The organism is Atopomonas hussainii (genome assembly GCF_900109735.1).
Taxonomy (GTDB): Bacteria; Pseudomonadota; Gammaproteobacteria; order Pseudomonadales; family Pseudomonadaceae; genus Atopomonas; species Atopomonas hussainii.
In genome coordinates, this window is the sequence record NZ_FOAS01000024.1 from 1 (window position 1) to 17,810 (window position 17,810).

A 17,810-nucleotide genomic window follows, 5' to 3' on the forward strand; every position below is an offset into this window, starting at 1 on the left:
CCTGACTGTCGTAAACCGCATCTTCTGTGCCTTCGTCCGAAAGACCAAAGCACTGCTGCACAACGTACAAGCGAAGCATGCGTGGCAAACCAATGCTGGGACGCCCACGCTTGCCCGTGTTGTCTGCATAGAAGGGGGCAATCTGAGCTTCAAGCAAGGTCCAAGGCGTGAGCTGCTCAAGATCGCTGAGAAATCGATCGCGGCGTGTCAGCTTTTTCTTGCCGGCATATTCGGCTTCGGAAAAGGTTTTTTGCATGCGGCTGACTCAGGCGATGGGCTTCCCGCGATTGTGCCAGCCAAGAGAGCTGCTGAGGAATAAATCAGCGTTTCCCTAGATAATTATTCTACGAAGCCTGATGGCCGTTCAGGCCAGCGCCTCGGTTGCTGGGTGCAACTGATACTGCGCTTCTAGCTGCTGGCGCTTGGCCGGTTCGAAGTTGATGCGGCTGCTATCGCCTTGCACTTGTTGGATCAGGCGCGGGTTCATCACGGCAAACCACAGCGGCGGAATGTAGGCAATTAAATACATGCCGAAATAGCCGTTGGGCAGGCGCGGCAGGTTGGCGAAGTCGCGTAGCGACTGATAGCGGCGCGTGGGGTGTGCGTGGTGGTCTGAGTGGCGCTGCAGATGAAACAGCGCCCAGTTAGAGAACAAATGGTTGCTGTTCCACGAGTGATGCGGCTGGCACTGTTCGTAGCGGCCGTTGTCGCGCTTCTGGCGCAGTAAGCCGTAATGCTCGATGTAGTTGGCCGAGGTGAGCTGAAAGGCGCCCCAAAAAGCGGTCATTAATAGAAAGGGCAGCAGCTCTAAGCCGAACAGGCCGATGAGTACGGCGTAGAGCACGACGCTGATTAGCGCCGGTTGCAGCACTTCGTTTTCTAAACTCCAAACTGAGCGACCGCTGCGATACAGGCGTTCGGCTTCTAAATCCCAGGCGCGGAAAAACGCCCCCGGTAATTCACGAAACATAAACCGATAGATGCTTTCGCCCATGCGCGACGAGGCCGGGTCTTCTGGGGTGGCGACATCTTTATGGTGGCCGCGATTGTGCTCGACAAAAAAGTGCCCGTAGCAGCCCAGCGCCAAGGTGATCTTTGCCAGCCAACGTTCAAGGCTGGTTTTCTTGTGGCCGAGCTCGTGGCCAAGATTCAGGCCAAAACCGCAGGTGCCACCGGCACTCAGTACAACAGCGAGAATGCCGTGCCAAGGTAGCTCGACACTGCCGACAAACGCGGCGTTAACGATAAAGCTCAGCCACAGAATCGGCACTAAGGCATAGGTGATGTAGCGGTAATAAGGGTCTGCCTCGAGCGCCGGCACGGCTTCTTCGGGCGGGTTGCTGGTGTCTTCACCGAGCAGCACGTCAAGCACAGGGATGGCGATATAGGCAAAGCCCGGGGCAATCCACAGCCATAACAGGTTAGGGCTGTGCCATAGATACAGGGCTGGGCCAACCAAGGCCAAACAGGGCACGAGTAGCGACACTAGCCATAGATAGCGCTTGCGGTCGTGGTAAGGGGCGGCGAGGGTGGTGTTCATGCTGTGCTCCGGCTTTTTTTATTGTGTCCTTGATGCTGCGCATGGCGCAGTAGCTTGCCAGTTCAGTTAAGCATGAATTGTCGGATTGTCCTACATTGTTTGCGCGATTCCGACGCCTGGTGTGACAGCTGAGTCTGTCGTGGTGGCTGTCGAATGCCCGTGCACCCGTTGCGTGACTTGCTGCTGCAGGCTAGCGGCCAGGGCGCGGCGACTGTCTGTGCTGCAGGCTTGTCGGCACGGCAATAAATGCACTTCGACGTCGGCTACCGGCGCTTGCAGTAACCGCCAGAGGTGGCGCAGTAAGTCGTCATCGCCAATAAAGGGCGCCAAGGTGTCGCGCTGCTGCTGGCGTCGGTAGCGTAGCGCCAGTGGTTGGATTAGCGCGTTGCGCTCTAGCGCACTGGCCAGTAAGCGCGCATGAAAAGTGCGTACGCTGGCGCCATCGGTGGTGGTGCCTTCGGGGAATACCAGTGTCGGCAGGCCGAGTTTGAGGCGTTCGGCAATCTGCTGGCTGAGCTGTTGGCCGTCACCCGAGCCGCGCTGAATAAATAAAGTGCCGGCTTGTGCGGCCAGCCAGCCGGCAATCGGCCAACGGCGTACTTCGGCCTTAGAGAGAAACGACAGGGGTGCAATACTGCCCAGCACCGCAATGTCGAGCCAAGAAATGTGATTGGCCAACCACAGCGCGCCCTGTTGCGGTAACTCGCCAAGGCGCTGTACGCGATAGGGCAGGCAGGCGCAAAGGCCGCGTAGCCAAAACTGGGTGAGCTTTTGCCGATGCGCCAAGCTGGCTGGCAAGGTCGCACTGCGCAGGCTTACCCAGCACGCCAGTAGCAAGCCCACCAGCACCCACAACAGCAGGCGGGGTAGGCGCCACGCCAAGCGGCAGTAGCCGATCATACGGCGGCCTTGAAGTGGCGGGCGTAGCGTGGGCAAAGATCTTCGCGCTTGAGCAGAATGAACACATCGGCGACCTGAAAGTCTTCATCCCACGCCGGCTCACCACACACTTTGGCGCCCAAGCGTAAATAGGCTTTGAGCAGCGGCGGCAGTTCGGCGGTAACGTTCTCGCCCAGTTGCAACGCCGGCAGAGCGCGACGTGGATTAGCGCGCAGATGCTCGTGGCACAGGTAGCGGCCGCGAATACGCTGCATGATGGCATGCGCTTGAATGCCGCCATCACGCATGGAGATGCTCGCGCAGCCCATCAGGTAGCGGTATTCGCCGCTGTTCAGCACCTCAGCAAGCCCGGCCCAGAGCACGGCAATGGTGGCGCCGTTACGGTGTTCGCGGGCCACACAGGTGCGGCCGATTTCTAAAATCGGGCCATCTAATTGTTGCAGGCCATCTAACTGAAACTCTTGCTCACTATAAAAGTGGCCAAAGTGGGCGGCGGCGCGGCTATCTAGCAGGCGGGTGGTGGCGACCAGCTCGCCGCTGCGCTCGTCACGCACACCGATATGGCGGCAGGCTACATCGAAGTGATCGCAGTCCAGACCCAGCTCGGCGCCATCGAGCTTGGCTTCGTATTCTTCGCTGAACACCGTGAAGCGCAGAGCCTGAGCTTCGCGCAATTCGGCGGGGGTCTGCAGTTCAACAAACTGCAAACGGCGGGTGGGGGTGGCCACGGCCTGAGTTTGGGTTTGTGCTTGCATGACAGGGCTCTCCTGGAACATGGTTGCCGTATTCGGCTTATGTGTTTATGCACCTTGAACGCTAAAAGCCCGGTGTGTCAGCGCTATGAATAAGCTGTGATGCTTGTATGACAGGGGGATGGATGGACTGGACTGAATGGTTAGCCGCGCAGCCGCGCTTGAGTGCCGAGCAAGGCTTGGCCGCTTGGTATGAAGCGCTGTTGGCGCATGCCGGTAACGAGCCTTTGGCCTTGGCCTTGTTTGGCGGCAAAACCGCTGCCAGCCCCGGCTTGGCATTTTTGGCTGGTTATCAGGCGGCGCTGCGGGTGCTATGGCCCGCGGCGCCTGAGGGCTTGGGCGCGCTGTGTGTGACCGAGCATAAAAGTACCCGGCCACGTGATTTGGATTGTCGTTGGGACGGCGCGCAGCTCAGTGGGCGCAAAGACTTCGTCACCGCGGCAGATGCGGCGCAGTGGGTGCTGGTCGCCGCGCGCTGCGAGGCTGAGGGCGAGGAGCCTGCCATTCGTTTGTTAGAGCTGGCCACCGATACCCCCGGCGTGCAGGTTGAGCTATTGCCGCCCTTGCCGGTGATGCCGGATATCGGTCATGCGCGGATTCACTTTAACCAGTGCCGAGCGCGGGCTTTGGCGGGCGATGGCTGGAGTGATTATGTAAAGCCGTTTCGCAGCATTGAGGATTTGTACGTGCTGGCGGCGACCACCGCGTGGTGCTTTGGCGTGCTGCAGAAGCAAAACGCGGATGAAACGCTACAGCTGCGGCTGTTGAACCTGCTTAGCAGTGTGGCTGATCTTGCCCGGCAGGATGCGCGCAAGCCGGCGATGCACTATTTATTAGCTGCCGCGTTTGCTCAGTTTCAGGCGCTGCAGCAGCCATTGGCGGCGGCTATGGCGGTAGGTGATAGCACACATGCGGCACTTTGGGCGCGTGACCAGGCGCTGTTGCAGTTCGCCCAAAAAGCACGCGATATGCGTTTAGAAAAGGCGCGCCAGAGCCTTGGCCTTGATATGAATCAATAATTGCCCGCAGGGCTTGCGTCACAGTTCGCCGTCTTTTTTAAGCCATACCGCTGCCGGTGTTGTCACCGCAAGGAGAGCTTCTATGACTCGGCGTGAGCCCCGCGTACTGTTTGATAACGGCAGCCACAGCTGCCTGTGCTTCGATAATTTGGTCAGTGGCGATGGCGTGCAGTCCAACCAGTTTCTGATCACTGACCACAATGAATATGCGCTGCTCGATCCGGGCGGCAACCTGACCTACACGCCCTTGTCGCTGGAGTTGTCTAAGCATATTCCGCTCAATGAGCTGACTTACATTCTGGCCTCGCACCAAGACCCGGACATCATCGCCTCACTGGACAAGTGGCTGCTGCACACTAAAGCCACGGTGGTGTGCTCGAAGCTGTGGGCGCGTTTCTTGCCGCACTTGACTGCCTCGTACCTCAACTTAAGCCACGGTATTTCCACCTACGACCGCATTCATGCTTTGCCAGACCGTGGCGAGCGGCTGCGTTTGGGGATGAGCGAGATTCACGCGATTCCCGCGCACTTTCTCCATTCGGTGGGTAACTTCCAGTTTTATGATCCGGTGAGCAAGATTCTCTTCTCCGGTGATATGGGCGCCTCGATGGTGGATGACGCCGAACCGGTGACCGATTTCGCCCTGCATGTGCCGAGCATGGAAGGCTTCCATCGCCGCTACATGAGCGCCAATAAAGTCTGCCGTTTGTGGGCCGACATGGTGCGCCGCATGGATGTCGAGATGATCGTGCCGCAGCATGGCCGGCCCTTTGTCGGTAAGGCCATGATCACGGCGTTCCTCGACTGGATCAGCCGGCTGGAGTGCGGCATCGACTTGCTCGGCCCAGAGCATTTCCGTCAGCCGGCTTAAGCTAGACGCTGTTTGGCCTGCGTGAGCCGCTGTCTTGGGGGCGTCACGTTGGCCGTGCTACCTTCTGCCCATTGTTCGACAAGACAACAATAAGAAGGACGCCACACATGCGAGCTGTATTCTCCGCTGCCGCGCTGGCCGCGACGTTGTTAAGCCCAGCGCTGTGGGCGCAGGAGCATTGGCCGGTGCCAGCGTGGTCGGTGGCCCCGGCCGCTGCCTCGCCAGCGCTAGAGGCGCTGAATGCCTACGCTTTTCCCACCCGTGACGACGCGACCCGCCAAGGCGTGCGTAGCGACGCACTGCTGGTGATTAAAGACGGGCAAATCGTTTACGAACGCTACGCCGGGGAAAACACCGCACAAACGCCGCACTTGCTGTGGTCGGTGAGCAAAAGTGTTTGGGCCACGGTGCTCGGCGTGGCCTATGGCGAAGGACTGTTTCAGCTCGATCAGCCGGTGGCTGAGCACTATCCGCCGCTGAAACAGCACCCCAAAGTCACCTATCGCAATCTGCTGCACTGGGCCTCGGGGCTCGCGTGGGCGGAGGACTATGAATACGCGCCGCTGCAGTCCTCGGTGGTGGCCATGCTGTATACCCGTGGGCATACCGACATGGCCGCGTTTACCGCCGCGCATAGCACGGGCGTTGCGCCGGGTACACGGCATGCCTATTCCAGTGGCGATAGCAATTTGCTCGGTGCGGCACTCAAAGGCCCGCTGGGCGAGCGCTATGCCGAGTATCCGTGGGCGGCGCTGTTCACTCCGCTGGGCATCAGCAGTGCGCGCTTTGAGGCAGACGGCCAAGGTACTTACGTCGCTTCATCTTATGCCTACATGACGGCGCGCGATTTGGCGCGCATTGGCCTGCTGATGCAGCGCGATGGCCGCTGGCAAGACCAGCAACTGCTGCCTGCAGACTGGGTGCGTTTTAATCGCACCCTGTTTGCCCATGCTGAGGCTGACCAACCCGGCGAGGCCTTACCCGGTGGGCAGTGGTGGCTCAACGCTGAACTGAACGGACAAAAACCATGGCCCGATGCGCCGGCGGATGCCTTCGCTGCGTTGGGTCATTGGGGGCAAACGCTGACCGTGCTGCCCAGCCAACAACTGATCGTGGTGCGCTTTGCTGATGACCGCGACCACAGTTACGCGCACAACACCTTGCTGCGTTTAGTGCAGGCCGCCTTTGTGCCGGGGGAGGAATAAGCATGCGCGTACTGAAAGTGATGGCCGTGTTGCTGGCGCTGCTTGTGCTCGTGTTGGGCGCGTGGAGCTGGCAGAACCGTGAGCACTTAGCGGCCTTCCCGGATATCTTGAGTGCTTACACGGCTAAAGAATATTGCTCGTGCCGCTATGTCAGCGGGTATTCGGCGCAGTACTGCCAAGGCTTTGTTAAACAATGGCTGCCGCTGGATAGCTTTGCTGCTGACGATAGCGCTCGGCAAGTCACGGCAACCGGCCTTGGGCGCAGCAATACCGCGCGTTGGCTGAATGAGCGGCAAGGTTGTCGTCTCGATCCGTGACATCTGGCTAAGGCACTTCTTAGTGTGAGGATGAGCTGAGCATGCATAGGCGCCCAGCATGAGCATTGATGCCCCCGTGTTGCCCTGGCGGGCCGATAACCAGTTTGAGCTGTTGGTCGACGGAGTGCAGTTTATGCCGCGCTTGCTCGCTGCTTTGCAGCAGGCGCAGCGGCACATCGATGTGTGTCTGTATCTGGCCGAAGACGGCTTGTGCGCGAGTGCCTTGTTTGACGCCTTATGCCAGCAAGCTCAGCGCGGCGTTCGGGTGCGCGTGCAGCTGGATGCCCTTGGCAGTCGCGCCCTAGGGAATACTTGGCGGCAGCGCTTGGCCGCAGCGGGCGTTGTGCTGCGTTGGTTTAACCCGCTGAGTTGGCGGCGCGGGCTGAATATCTTTCAGCGCGATCATCGCAAACTGATTCTGATTGATGGCCAAGCCGGTTTTGTTGGTGGCATGGGCGCCACCGACGAGTTTTGGACGCCCGAGCCTTGGCCGCTGCAATGGCATGAAGTCATGGTGTACATGACAGGCCCGGTGCTGGCGGATTGGCAGGCGCTGTTTGATAACCATTGGGATAACAAGCCGAGCCTGAGCTGGCGCACTTTGCGCCGGGCCCATCACCCCTGGTGGCCGCAGTCGGCACAGGGTTTGGGCCGTGTGGCGTTTGCCGGCTGCGAACGGCAAGGCGACATCCTCTGGAGCTTGTTACAGCGCTTAAAACTGGCCCAGCGCCAAGTGTGCTTGGCGACGCCGTATTTTTTACCCACTTGGTCGGTGCGTCGGCAGCTGATTAAAGCGGCTAAGCGCGGCGTACAGGTGCGCTTGTTGCTCACCAGCAGCTATACCGATCACCCGCCGGTGCGTTATGCCGGCCAGCGCTACTACCGGCGTTTGCTCAAGGCGGGGGTAGAAATCTATGAATACCAGCCGCGCTTTCTGCACCTTAAAGCCGTGTTGGTGGATGACTGGGTGAGCATCGGCTCGTGCAATTTCGACTATTGGGGCTTGTTCTTTAACTTAGATGCCAATTTAGAAAGCCAAGACCCCAGTCTGGTGCAGGCTGTGGCCGATATGTTGGCCAACGATTGCCAACTCAGCCTGTCGGTCAGTTACCAACAGTGGCAGCAACGCCCACGCAGCGTGCGCTTAAAACAGTGGTTATGGAGCTTGCCGGATCGCCTGTTGGTCAACCTGCTCGATAGGCGGCAATGATCCCGGCCTTTGGATGGGTGAGCCGCTTGGGCTTTGCTCGGTACGCTTAGCCAATAAACCTAATAAAAGGATGGCAATTCATGTGCCGTTGGCTCGTACTCGGAGTGCTATTGGCCCTCACTGGCTGCAGCACCCCCGGAGCATTTTTTAGCGAGGTCGAAGGCCCCGTTTTTAGTGCGCAATCGGTTAGCCCCGATCAGGTGCTGGTGGTGCTCTACCGCCCGCAAAGCCAGTGGGCGGATGAAGAGCTAGAAGCGCCTGGCTTGTTTGTGAATAACCAGCTCGCTGGCGCATTGCCCAGTAATGGCTATTTAGTGCTTGAGCTAGAGCCTGCGGTCTATCGCGTTGAAATGCGTCGCCCTTTGGCAGGTAGTTACTGGACACTGCTGGCCGAAGGCCCGTTCGACTTCAACCGCATCGCCAGCTTTGAGTTAAACCCCGAAGTCGGCGAGGTCTATTACCTGCGTTATGACGAGCTGAACCCACCGCCCAAAGTTAGCCAACGCGGCGGCGTGGGCGAAGGCCCGTTGCAGTTGGTGGATGCCGACGTAGCGTTAGAAGAGTTACCGCCCACCAAGCGCGTGCAGGCCCGGCAGAAAGTCGCCGCCAGTGATGAGCTGGAACGTAAGCAAGAAGGCTTCTGGCGTAAGGTGGGGCGTGCGCTGGATAAGATCGGAATCTAGGGAGGCGGTGATTGACTGTCTGCACGCTTTAATCACTGTGTTGTGCGGAGCTCACCAGCTCGCCTACCCGTCGGTATGCCTCGCTTGCTGTGCGCCGTACGCCTTGTGCTTAAAGCGTTCGCCGATTAAATCAATGCTCCCTCGTGCGCTAAACAACAACGCCCAGCAGTGCTGGGCGTTGTTGTGTGTGCCGGCTGAAGTGTTAGGTGAAGGGTTACTTCACTTCCACCGCCAAGCTTTCGGCAATCTTCTTCTGCCACAGCGCCGGGCCAGTGTTGTGCACCGACTCGCCGTTGACGTCGACCGCTACAGTCACGGGCATGTCTTTGAGTTCGAACTCGTAGATCGCTTCCATACCCAGCTCGGGGAAGGCCAGCACTTCGGACTTCTTGATCGCCTGCGCCACCAAGTATGCCGCGCCGCCGACAGCCATCAGGTACACCGCTTGGTTGTCCTTGATCGCTTCGATGGCAATCGGGCCGCGCTCGGACTTGCCGATCATGCCGAGCAGGCCAGTGCTTTCCAGAATCTGCCGGGTGAACTTGTCCATCCGCGTTGCTGTGGTCGGGCCAGCGGGGCCAACCACTTCGTCACGCACTGGATCAACCGGGCCTACGTAATAGATAAAGCGACCTTTGAGGTCTACCGGCAGCTCTTCGCCTTTGTTCAGCATGTCGACCATGCGCTTGTGCGCGGCGTCGCGGCCGGTGAGCATCTTGCCCGACAGCAGCAGGGTTTCGCCCGGCTTCCAGCTCTTCACGTCTTCGCGGGTGATGGTGTCGAGGTTAACGCGACGCACGCTGTCGCCTACTTCCCACACCACATCCGGATAAGCGCTCAGGTCCGGCGCTTGCAGCTCGGCCGGGCCGCTGCCATCCAAGGTGAAGTGCGCGTGACGGGTCGCCGCGCAGTTGGGGATCATGCACACCGGCAAGCTGGCGGCATGGGTCGGGTAATCCTTGATCTTGATGTCCAGCACGGTGGTCAGGCCGCCCAAACCTTGCGCGCCGATACCCAGTTGATTGACCTTCTCGAACAGCTCCAAACGCAGCTCTTCGACACGGTTTTGCGCGCCACGGGCTTGCAGTTCGTGAATGTCGATCGGGTCCATCAGCGATTCTTTGGCCAGCACGGCAGCTTTCTCGGTCGTGCCACCGATGCCAATGCCGAGCATGCCCGGCGGGCACCAGCCAGCACCCATAGTCGGTACAGTTTTCAGCACCCAGTCGACGATCGAGTCAGACGGGTTGAGCATGGCCATCTTGGATTTGTTTTCCGAACCGCCGCCTTTGGCCGCGACGTGGAATTCGATCTCGCTGCCGGGCACGATTTGGTAGTGAATCACCGCCGGGGTGTTGTCTTTAGTATTCTTCCGCGCACCGGCCGGGTCGGCCAGAATCGACGCGCGCAGCACGTTGTCCGGGTGCGTGTAGGCGCGGCGTACGCCTTCGTTGATCATGTCCTCAAGGCCCATGGTGGCGCCTTCGTAGCGCACATCCATACCGACTTTAACGAACACAGTGACGATGCCGGTGTCTTGGCAAATCGGCCGATGGCCGGTGGCGCACATGCGCGAGTTGATGAGGATTTGCGCCATGGCGTCTTTCGCCGCTTGCGAGGCTTCACGCTCGTAGGCCTCGTTCATGGCCTGAATAAAATCTACCGGGTGGTAGTAGGAAATGAACTGCAGGGCGTCGGCGACGCTCTGGATCAAATCGTCTTGCTTGATGGCGGCCATGCTTGGCGTGCTCCTCGTCAGGCAGCCCGAAACGGGCAGGGGGCTAAAGGGGCGCTTGGCAACCTGCGGCGCAGGTCGGAGCGCTCTAGGGCGCCTCATTATAGCTCTAGCTGGCGTGCTGGCCTACCGCTGAGAAAATCAGCCAATAGTTTGACGCTGGCAGACTGCCGGTTTGGAGGGTAGAGTGCTTGAGATTCGCGTCGGGGGATGGAACCCATGAGCCTGCAACGCCAGTCTAATAACACGCATGCTATGCAGACCTTACGTCTGCGACGTTTTGCCCTAGCCGCCGCTAGTTATGTGCTGGTGGTGGCTATCGTTTGGGCGACTTATTTTACCGGGCACTACCGCGGCGGCTTAGCCTTGCTGTCATGGAGCACCATGCTGGCGCTGAGCTTGCAGGTGCTGCTTTACGTGGCGTTTGCCCGCGGCTGGAACTTGCGCTGTGCCGACCCCAGCCTGACCTTGCCGCAGGTGCTTTTGGGCTTGGCCTGGCAAACCTTCTTTATTAGCCAGCTTGATGAGTCACGCGGCTCGATGCTGGTGATTTATTTTCTGATTCTGCTGTTTGGTGCCTTTGAGCTCGCGCCACGGGTTTTTAGTGCCTGTTGCGCTCTGGCCTTTATCGGTTTTGCTGGCGTGCAGTTGCCGGGGTTTTTGGCCTCGTCGGGCAGTGAGACGGTAGGGCTATCGCTCGATCTCTTAGTGTTTGCTGCGGTGCTGGGCTGGCTGGTGTTTTTTGCCAGCTATGTGCAGCGCTTACGGGCGCGGATGAAAATGCGCCGCACCGCGCTGCAAGCCCACCAAGAAACCCTGCGCGGCATGATGCGCCAGTTGCAAGATTTAGCCTCTACCGATGAGCTGACCGGGCTGTGCAATCGCCGCGCGTTTGTCAAAGTGGCCGAACAAGAGCTCAAGCATTTATCCACCCAAGAACAACTGGGCTTGGCCTTGATTGATCTGGATTACTTCAAGCGCATTAACGATCAATTTGGCCATGATGCCGGTGATCGCGTGCTGCAAACCTTCGCCGCGGTGGCCGGTGCGTGTCTGCGTGAGAACGATTTACTGGCCCGTTACGGTGGCGAGGAGTTCGTGCTGTTGATGCGCGATGCCAGCCAAGATCGTCTCGATGCCTGTTGCGAGCGCTTACGCGAAGCCTTTACTCAAGCCGAGCCGGTCGGCCTGATTTGTCCGCAGCTGAGTTTGTCCGCCGGGATGACTTTGCTGTATGCCGATGAAAGCCTCGATCAAGCGTTAAAGCGCGCCGACCAAGCGCTGTATGACGCTAAAGCCAACGGGCGCAATTGTTGTTGCGCACGTTGGCGCGATACCGCCCATGCCCGTACTTGAGATCAACGCTCGTCAGCTGTCAGTGCAGTCTGGCGAGTTGCTGCTCGACGCCTTGCTGGCGCAAGGCGTGGCAGTGCCGCACAGCTGTCGTGCCGGCAGCTGTCATGCGTGTTTAGTGCAATGCACCGCTGGTGAGCTGGATGACCCCGCGCCGGAGCTGCTCAACCCACAGCATTACGCGCAAGGCTGGCGCTTGGCGTGTCAGTGCCGCATCGTTGGCGATGCCCAGCTGGCGCTGTTTGATCCGCGGCATGCCGCCATTCCGGCAACCGTTGAGCGCTGCACTGTGCTGGCGGGCGACGTGCTGCACTTAGAGTTATCCCCTCAGCAGGGTTTGCGCTTTCAGCCGGGGCAGCATGTGCAGCTGTACGTTGGCGGTGTGGTGCGCCCGTATTCGTTAGCCTGCTTGCCGGGTACGGGGTTGCTGGCGCTGCATATCGATATCAGTCACGCAGGGGCGATGAGCCAGCAGTTACGCCAAATTGGCGTAGGCGATAGCGTGCATGTGGGCATGGTGCATGGCGGCGCATTGGGTTATCGGTCTGAGTGGCAAGGCCAGCCGTTAATCTTGCTGGCCTCTGGCACGGGCCTTGCGCCGTTGTGGTCAGCACTCTTAGCCGCTGAACAGGCCCAGCATGGCGACCCTGTGCAGTTGCTGTTTGTCGGGGATGATTGCTATTGGCAGGCAGAGCTAGCCGCCTTGGCTGCCCGCTGGCCAGTCTTTACCTGGGCGCAGGTGCCTAGGCCGCAATGGCCGCAAGCTTTGGCTGATATGCAACTTGTTTCACGACGGGCGCACGCCCTAGTCTGCGGCTCCGATCATTTTGTGCAGGCGGTGAGCAAGCGATTGTTTCTTGCCGGCCTGCCGCGTCGGCAGCTGCATTGTGAAGCGTTTTTGCAGCCTAAGACGCCTGAATAACACAGAGCGCTGTCTGCGCTGTTAAACGTTTTTAGGAGTGCAGCCATGAGCGATGCCGTTGTAGTTAGCCAAGCCGAAGGCGTGATGACGCTGGCCTTTAACCGCCCAGATAAAAAGAACGCACTCACCGCCGCCATGTACAGCCAAGCGGCGCTTGCCCTGCAGGAAGCCGATCAGGCAGCGGCTGTGCGCGCCGTGGTGATTCAGGGCGATGCGCAGTGTTTTACCAGCGGTAACGACATTCAAGACTTCTTAAAAAGCCCGCCGGCTGGGCAAGAGGCGCCGGTGTTTCAGTTTATGCAGGCTTTGCTGGAGTGCCGTAAACCCGTCGTTGCCGCCGTGAATGGTTCGGCGGTGGGCATTGGCACCACCTTGCTGCTGCACTGCGATCTGGTATTTGTGGGGCCGGATGCCAAACTGAAAATGCCTTTCGTGGGCTTGGGTTTGTGTCCGGAGTACGGCTCCAGCTTTTTATTGCCGCAGCGCTTAGGGCACGCCAAGGCTGCGCAGCTGCTGTTGCTCGGCGAGTCGTTCGATGGTGCGCAAGCCGTGGCGCTGGGTCTTGCCAATGCGCAACTAGCCAGTGGTGAAGCCTGTCTGGCGCATGCGCGCGAACAAGCACTGCGCTTTACCCAGCTGGCACCGCAAGCCGTGCTGCAAAGCAAGGCTTTAATGCGCGCCCCTTATCTGCAACAGCTTAAGCAAGTGATCGCCGAAGAGGGCGCGCTGTTTGTGCAGCGCCTGCGTAGCCCCGAGGCGATGGAGGCGCTGAGTGCCTTTATGCAGCGCCGCGCGCCAGACTTCTCACGGTTTGCTTGAATCTTGGCCAAAGCCATCGGGCTTGAGAATCAGCAGCTCGCAATCCACTTGATCCAGCACGCGCTCGGCGGTGTGGCCGAGCAGGGCGGTATCCAGCTGCCCGCGCGACACCGCGCCAATCAGCAGCAGGTCGATACTCTGTTGCTCAATAAACGCCGGCAGCACGTCTTCGGTATAGCCTTGCAGTAAGTGGGTTTGTGGCAAGGGCACTGGTCGCTGGCTGACCAGTTTCTCGAAGGCTTCGCGGTGCTGGAGCTGGCAGCGCCGTGCGTAGCCGTCGTAGTCGGCAACCAGTTCGGCGTCAAACACCAGCGTGCGCGGCAGCGGCATAAAGGCGTGCAGGTAGTGCTCTTCCATGTTCAGTAGTTCATGTAAGCGCGCCGCCCAGTGCATTAGCTTGCGATCAAGCCCGGCGTAGCCTTCTTGGCTGTGCAGCGGGTCAACGGCAGCGACCAGCTTGCCGGCATGCCAGTCGCCCTCACGCACGAGCCACAGTGGTACGGGGCAACGACGAATCAGTTGCCAGTCGCTGCCACCAAACAGAAAGCGTTTGATCGCCCCGGTTTTATGAGTGGCTTTGATCAGTAAGTCGCAAGGTGTGTTGCCTAGGTGGGTGAGCAGCACGTCAACCCAGTCACGCCCCCATAGGCACGCGCTGCTGACGTGAATGCCCTGCTTGATGGCTGGGCTAGCCAGCTCGTTCAGCTCGGCGATTTTCTTGCTGCAAAAGCTTTCGCGCAGCTTTTCTAGGTCTGTCAGATCAAACAGATGGCTGCTGTCCAACTCGCTGCGATAGGCAATGCTCAGTAGCTGCACTGCCGCGCCACTGGCTGCGGCCAGTTGGCTGGCGCGGTTAATCGCAGGGGTGGCTTGCTGGCTGTGGTTGGGGTCAACCAGCACGATGATGTGACGTAGGCTCATGGCCGCCTCCGGCAGGTGGGCATAGCCTCACCTTATGCCTTTAGCGCGGGGTTGTGTTGATATGCGTCACGTTGAGCGTTATTGCCTGTTCAGCGCTTGGTCGAGATGCCGTGCTGCTTTGCCGGCCAGGGGGCTGTCAGGGTATTGCACGAGCAGCCGGCGCAGATAGGCGATGCCTTTGTCACGATTGCGTCGTGGGTTATCGCTAGCCAGTTGCATCAGGCCCAGTTGGTACAGGGCGTCCTGCTTAAGGCTCGGTTGAATGGCCGGGTCACTCAGGGCAAGCAAGAACAGCTCTTCAGCTTCGTCGACGCGGTCTTTCAAAATGGCGCGACGCGACAGCATGGTCAGATCGGGGTCTAAGCTCGGCCGGTTGAGGTCCATGGCTTGGCTGGGCTTCCAGCGGGCGAGCAGCTCGCGCGAGGTTTTTTGCACTGTGCTGTCGCTACGCTGGCGAATCATCATGATGCGTGCTTCTGTGCGTTCGGCAGCGCGGCTGGTGGGAAACTCGTTGAGCAACTTGTAAAACACATTCAGTGCATGTTGATCATCGCGTTCGTCGTTGTAGCGGCTCATGTACATCAGGCCAATCTGATACAGCGCAATAGCGCGCACTTCGTCGCTGTATTGCGTGTTGTAGTAGCCGCTCATGTACAGCTCTTCGGCTTTTTTGCTCTTGTTGTCGCGAATCGCTTTGGCGGAATAGGTGAACAGGTCGCCTTCTTCTTCCAGCGCTGCGGCCATCTTGCGGCTTTTCAGTTCTTTCCACTGTTCCACTTCGTGGGTGGTGACTTGGGCGATAAACAGCGGTGTAGTCGGTGCACAGGCGGCTAGGCTAAACGACAAGATCAAAAGCAGCGCGTAGCGCATGGCGAACTCCTTGTGGCGCGGGCTGGAGATTTGCTTCAGACGGCCGATACAGCGCTAGGCTTAAGCAATCATGCCTGCTCTGTGGGCATACCTGAGGGAGTGTTCATCATGCGTATTTTTTGCCTTGTGGCTACCGCGCTTTTGATTAGTGGCTGCATGCGCTGGTCGCTGGATCGTTACTTAGATTCCGCCTATGAGGCGTATGAGCTGGGCGATTGCGCCAAGGTGCGCTTGCTGCTCTCGCAAGCGGATCGCGAGGCGCGTTCGCGGCCGTATATGCAGCCGGAAATCTCTTTGCTGCGCGGTCAGTGTCTGGAGCGTGAGGGTTTATACGCCGATGCCCGCGAGACCTATCAATACATCATCAGTCGTTATCCGGTGAGTGAGTACGCTTACCGTGCCAAGGCGCGTTTGCAGACCTTGGATCAGTTGGGCTATGGCGTGGGCGCGCGTACAATCCCGCAACCTGTACCCAAGCCAGAGATGAAATAAATGCCACGGATGACCAAAACCTTGCTTGCCCTAGCCCTGTTGCCAGCACTGGCCAGTGCCGAGATTTACCGTTGGGTCGATAGCGAGGGGCGCGTGCATTTTGGTGAGCGTCCGCAAGGCACTGGCGCGCAGGCGGTGGATGTAAAGCCGCAGGTAGTGGAAAACGACGCTGCAACGCGCGAAAGCCAAGAGCGCATGCGGCAAATCCTAAAAGCCCGCGAGGGCGAGCGCGCCGATCAGCGGCAGCGCCAAGCAGAAACGGCAGCGCAAAATGCGCAGCAGCAAGAGCGCTGCAGTGAGCTGCGTGGCGAGCTGGAAAATATCGCCCGCGGCGGCAATTTCTATCGCTACGACGAAAGCGGTCAGCGCCAGTACTACAGCCAAGAAGAAATCGCCGCGGCCAAGCAGCGCATGCAAGACAACTATCAGCGCTACTGCCAGTAAGGTGCTGTAACGTTTCGGCCAAATAGGGGTCTAGTCTGCTAGGTAGGCAGAGGAGTCCCCCATGCTATTAAAAACATCCCGTTCAGCGCTGCGTTGGTCTTTGCCTGAGTCGCAGGTCACCAGTGAAGCGCTGTATCTCAATCGTCGCCGTTTTCTGGCTGCCAGTGCCGGAGCTGCGTTGGCAGGTACAGCGCTGCCAGTTTTGGCGAACCCTTACGATGCCGAGCCGGCCGAGCCAGCGCCGGCTTGGTTCAAGGCTAAGCAGGCGGGTATCCAGTGGGGCGCCATCAAAGCGGATGATGCGCTAACACCGTTTGCCGATGCGGCGCGCTATAACAACTTCTACGAATTCGGCACTGATAAGGGCGATCCGGCGCGTTTTGCTGCCAGTTTGCGGCCTGAACCATGGTCGGTGGTTATCGATGGTGAAGTAGCCAAGCCCGGTAAGCTAGCGCTGGAAGACCTTATCCAGCCGCATCAATTAGAAGAGCGTATCTATCGCCTGCGCTGTGTGGAGGCCTGGTCCATGGTCGTGCCATGGCTAGGCATTCCGTTGTCTGTCTTGCTTAAGCGTGTGGAGCCAACCAGTAAAGCGAAGTACGTACGCTTTGAAACCTTGGTTGATCCGGAGCAAATGCCGGGGCAGCGCTCAGCTTTCGGGCTGATTGACTGGCCCTATGTCGAAGGCTTGCGTATGGATGAGGCAATGCATCCACTGAGTATTTTGGCGGTCGGTATGTACGGCCGTTTTATGCCCAAGCAAAACGGCGCGCCGATCCGCTTGGTGGTGCCGTGGAAATATGGTTTTAAAAGCATCAAGTCCATCGTGCGCATCAGTCTGCTGGAAAAACAGCCGCGCACTACGTGGGAAGCCTTGGCGCCCAACGAATATGGCTTCTACGCCAACGTGAATCCTGAGGTCAGCCACCCACGTTGGAGTCAGGCAACGGAGCGCCGTCTGCCGAGTAGCCTATTTAGTCCTAATCGCATCAAGACTCAGCTGTTCAATGGTTATGCCGAAGAGGTGGCTAGCCTCTACAGCGGTATGGATCTGCGGGTGAACTATTAATGCTGCTGTGGCGATTGGCGGTGGCCGCGGTTGCTAGCTTGCCATTTTGGTATGCCATAGCAGGCGCGGCGGGGGCGGTGGACTTAGGCGTTGACCCCGGTAAGGAGCTTACCCTGCTGCTCGGGCAGGTAGCATTAGCCGAGTTGCTAGTGACGTTAGCGATGACGCCGTTACGACAAATCACTGCTTGGGCAGGTTGGCTGCGTGTGCGTCGCCAGCTTGGCCTGTGGACATTCTTTTATGCCACGCTGCACGGCTTGGCTTTTCTGGCTTTCTTATTGGGCTGGCAGTGGGCTGATTTATGGCGGGAGATCGCGGAGCGTCCCTATGTATTAGTGGGTAGCTTGGCGTGGTTGGGTTTATTACCGCTAGCACTAACTTCATACAAAGCCGCCATGCGTAAGCTCGGCAAGCGCTGGAAGACCCTGCATCAATTGATCTACCTCATTGCTGCGTTGGCGTTACTGCATATGCTCTGGGTGGTACGTGCCGACATGACGCAGTGGCTGCTTTATGCCCTGCCGGCAGCCTTATTGCTGGCGTGGCGTGTGCCCGCGGTGAGTACATGGATAGTGGCTTGGCGCGGCCCAATGAAAAAACTCGCAAAAAACAGTTGACCGCAAAAATGCCGTCCCTATAATGCGCCCCACTTCGCAGCGAGTCGTAACTGATTGACTTAGTTAAGGTT

General features: G+C 58.9%; 20 protein-coding genes. 13 read left to right on the forward strand and 7 right to left on the reverse strand.

Annotated elements, in window-relative coordinates; genetic code table 11:
* The 4 genes from BMX80_RS16980 to BMX80_RS16995 all read right to left on the reverse strand — a co-directional run.
* The coding region (locus BMX80_RS16980; RefSeq protein WP_139214206.1) for a transposase at positions 1-256 on the reverse strand (256 nt) is incomplete at its 3' end.
* 108 nt (positions 257-364) lie between these two features.
* The gene (locus tag BMX80_RS16985; RefSeq protein ID WP_074870650.1) at positions 365-1,540 is read right to left on the reverse strand and encodes an alkane 1-monooxygenase; all 1,176 of its coding nucleotides are present in this window, start codon (positions 1,538-1,540) and stop codon (positions 365-367) included.
* A 90-nt stretch (positions 1,541-1,630) separates the two neighbouring features.
* On the reverse strand, positions 1,631-2,440 hold the full coding sequence (locus tag BMX80_RS16990; protein WP_074870652.1) for a lysophospholipid acyltransferase family protein: 810 nt from the start codon (positions 2,438-2,440) through the stop codon (positions 1,631-1,633).
* Positions 2,437-3,195 (reverse strand): GNAT family N-acetyltransferase, encoded by a 759-nt coding sequence (locus BMX80_RS16995; protein ID WP_074870654.1) that lies wholly within the window; start codon positions 3,193-3,195, stop codon positions 2,437-2,439. Before BMX80_RS16995 ends, BMX80_RS16990 begins: the two co-directional genes overlap by 4 nt.
* Positions 3,196-3,317: 122 nt before the next feature.
* Here BMX80_RS16995 and BMX80_RS17000 point away from each other — a divergent pair, with 122 nt between their 5' ends.
* The 6 genes from BMX80_RS17000 to BMX80_RS17025 all read left to right on the forward strand — a co-directional run bounded on the left by BMX80_RS17000 (position 3,318) and on the right by BMX80_RS17025 (position 8,497).
* Entirely contained in the window at positions 3,318-4,211 is an 894-nt protein-coding gene (locus tag BMX80_RS17000) for an acyl-CoA dehydrogenase family protein (protein WP_074870655.1), read from the forward strand.
* 82 nt (positions 4,212-4,293) lie between these two features.
* A complete protein-coding gene (locus BMX80_RS17005; RefSeq protein WP_074870657.1) occupies positions 4,294-5,082 on the forward strand; it encodes an oxygen-binding di-iron domain-containing protein in 789 nt (262 codons plus the stop codon).
* Between the two features lie 107 nt (positions 5,083-5,189).
* Positions 5,190-6,287 carry a serine hydrolase domain-containing protein gene (locus BMX80_RS17010; RefSeq protein ID WP_083394369.1) on the forward strand — a complete coding sequence of 366 codons (1,098 nt, stop codon included), beginning with the start codon at positions 5,190-5,192 and terminating at the stop codon, positions 6,285-6,287.
* Between the two features lie 2 nt (positions 6,288-6,289).
* Positions 6,290-6,604: an amidase gene (locus BMX80_RS17015; RefSeq protein WP_074870659.1), complete on the forward strand. Its 315-nt coding sequence runs from the start codon at positions 6,290-6,292 to the stop codon at positions 6,602-6,604.
* 58 nt (positions 6,605-6,662) lie between these two features.
* A complete protein-coding gene (locus BMX80_RS17020; RefSeq protein WP_074870660.1) occupies positions 6,663-7,814 on the forward strand; it encodes a phospholipase D-like domain-containing protein in 1,152 nt (383 codons plus the stop codon).
* 80 nt (positions 7,815-7,894) lie between these two features.
* Positions 7,895-8,497 carry a DUF2846 domain-containing protein gene (locus tag BMX80_RS17025; protein ID WP_074870662.1) on the forward strand — a complete coding sequence of 201 codons (603 nt, stop codon included), beginning with the start codon at positions 7,895-7,897 and terminating at the stop codon, positions 8,495-8,497.
* 214 nt (positions 8,498-8,711) lie between these two features.
* On the opposite strand, the gene BMX80_RS17030 is transcribed toward BMX80_RS17025, so the two are convergent.
* The gene (locus tag BMX80_RS17030; protein ID WP_074870663.1) at positions 8,712-10,235 is read right to left on the reverse strand and encodes a fumarate hydratase; all 1,524 of its coding nucleotides are present in this window, start codon (positions 10,233-10,235) and stop codon (positions 8,712-8,714) included.
* A gap of 216 nt (positions 10,236-10,451) precedes the next feature.
* On the opposite strand from BMX80_RS17030, the gene BMX80_RS17035 reads away from it, so the two are divergent.
* The 3 genes from BMX80_RS17035 to BMX80_RS17045 are packed head-to-tail and all read left to right on the forward strand — an operon-like array spanning position 10,452 to position 13,326.
* Positions 10,452-11,588 carry a GGDEF domain-containing protein gene (locus tag BMX80_RS17035; RefSeq protein WP_071871691.1) on the forward strand — a complete coding sequence of 379 codons (1,137 nt, stop codon included), beginning with the start codon at positions 10,452-10,454 and terminating at the stop codon, positions 11,586-11,588.
* The gene (locus BMX80_RS17040) at positions 11,575-12,507 is read left to right on the forward strand and encodes a 2Fe-2S iron-sulfur cluster-binding protein (protein WP_074870665.1); all 933 of its coding nucleotides are present in this window, start codon (positions 11,575-11,577) and stop codon (positions 12,505-12,507) included. The genes BMX80_RS17035 and BMX80_RS17040 overlap by 14 nt, the downstream gene beginning before the upstream one ends.
* Before the next feature lie 45 nt (positions 12,508-12,552).
* Positions 12,553-13,326 (forward strand): enoyl-CoA hydratase, encoded by a 774-nt coding sequence (locus BMX80_RS17045; protein WP_074870668.1) that lies wholly within the window; start codon positions 12,553-12,555, stop codon positions 13,324-13,326.
* Here the strand turns inward: BMX80_RS17045 and BMX80_RS17050 are convergent.
* Positions 13,312-14,247: a universal stress protein gene (locus BMX80_RS17050; protein ID WP_074870671.1), complete on the reverse strand. Its 936-nt coding sequence runs from the start codon at positions 14,245-14,247 to the stop codon at positions 13,312-13,314. The two genes, BMX80_RS17045 and BMX80_RS17050, sit on opposite strands and share 15 nt — an antisense overlap.
* A 78-nt stretch (positions 14,248-14,325) precedes the next feature.
* Positions 14,326-15,117, reverse strand: coding sequence for a tetratricopeptide repeat protein (locus BMX80_RS17055; RefSeq protein WP_074870672.1), 792 nt, complete (start codon positions 15,115-15,117; stop codon positions 14,326-14,328).
* A gap of 108 nt (positions 15,118-15,225) precedes the next feature.
* On the opposite strand from BMX80_RS17055, the gene BMX80_RS17060 reads away from it, so the two are divergent.
* From BMX80_RS17060 to BMX80_RS17075, 4 genes are all read left to right on the forward strand, one after another.
* Positions 15,226-15,609, forward strand: a complete 384-nt coding sequence (locus BMX80_RS17060; RefSeq protein ID WP_071871686.1) for a tetratricopeptide repeat protein — start codon at positions 15,226-15,228, stop codon at positions 15,607-15,609.
* Positions 15,610-16,053 carry a DUF4124 domain-containing protein gene (locus BMX80_RS17065; RefSeq protein ID WP_235821671.1) on the forward strand — a complete coding sequence of 148 codons (444 nt, stop codon included), beginning with the start codon at positions 15,610-15,612 and terminating at the stop codon, positions 16,051-16,053.
* A gap of 61 nt (positions 16,054-16,114) precedes the next feature.
* Positions 16,115-17,122 (forward strand): protein-methionine-sulfoxide reductase catalytic subunit MsrP, encoded by a 1,008-nt coding sequence (gene msrP / locus BMX80_RS17070; RefSeq protein ID WP_074870676.1) that lies wholly within the window; start codon positions 16,115-16,117, stop codon positions 17,120-17,122.
* Entirely contained in the window at positions 17,122-17,739 is a 618-nt protein-coding gene (locus BMX80_RS17075) for a protein-methionine-sulfoxide reductase heme-binding subunit MsrQ (protein WP_074870678.1), read from the forward strand. The genes msrP and BMX80_RS17075 overlap by 1 nt, the downstream gene beginning before the upstream one ends.
* Positions 17,740-17,810 lie beyond the last annotated feature (71 nt).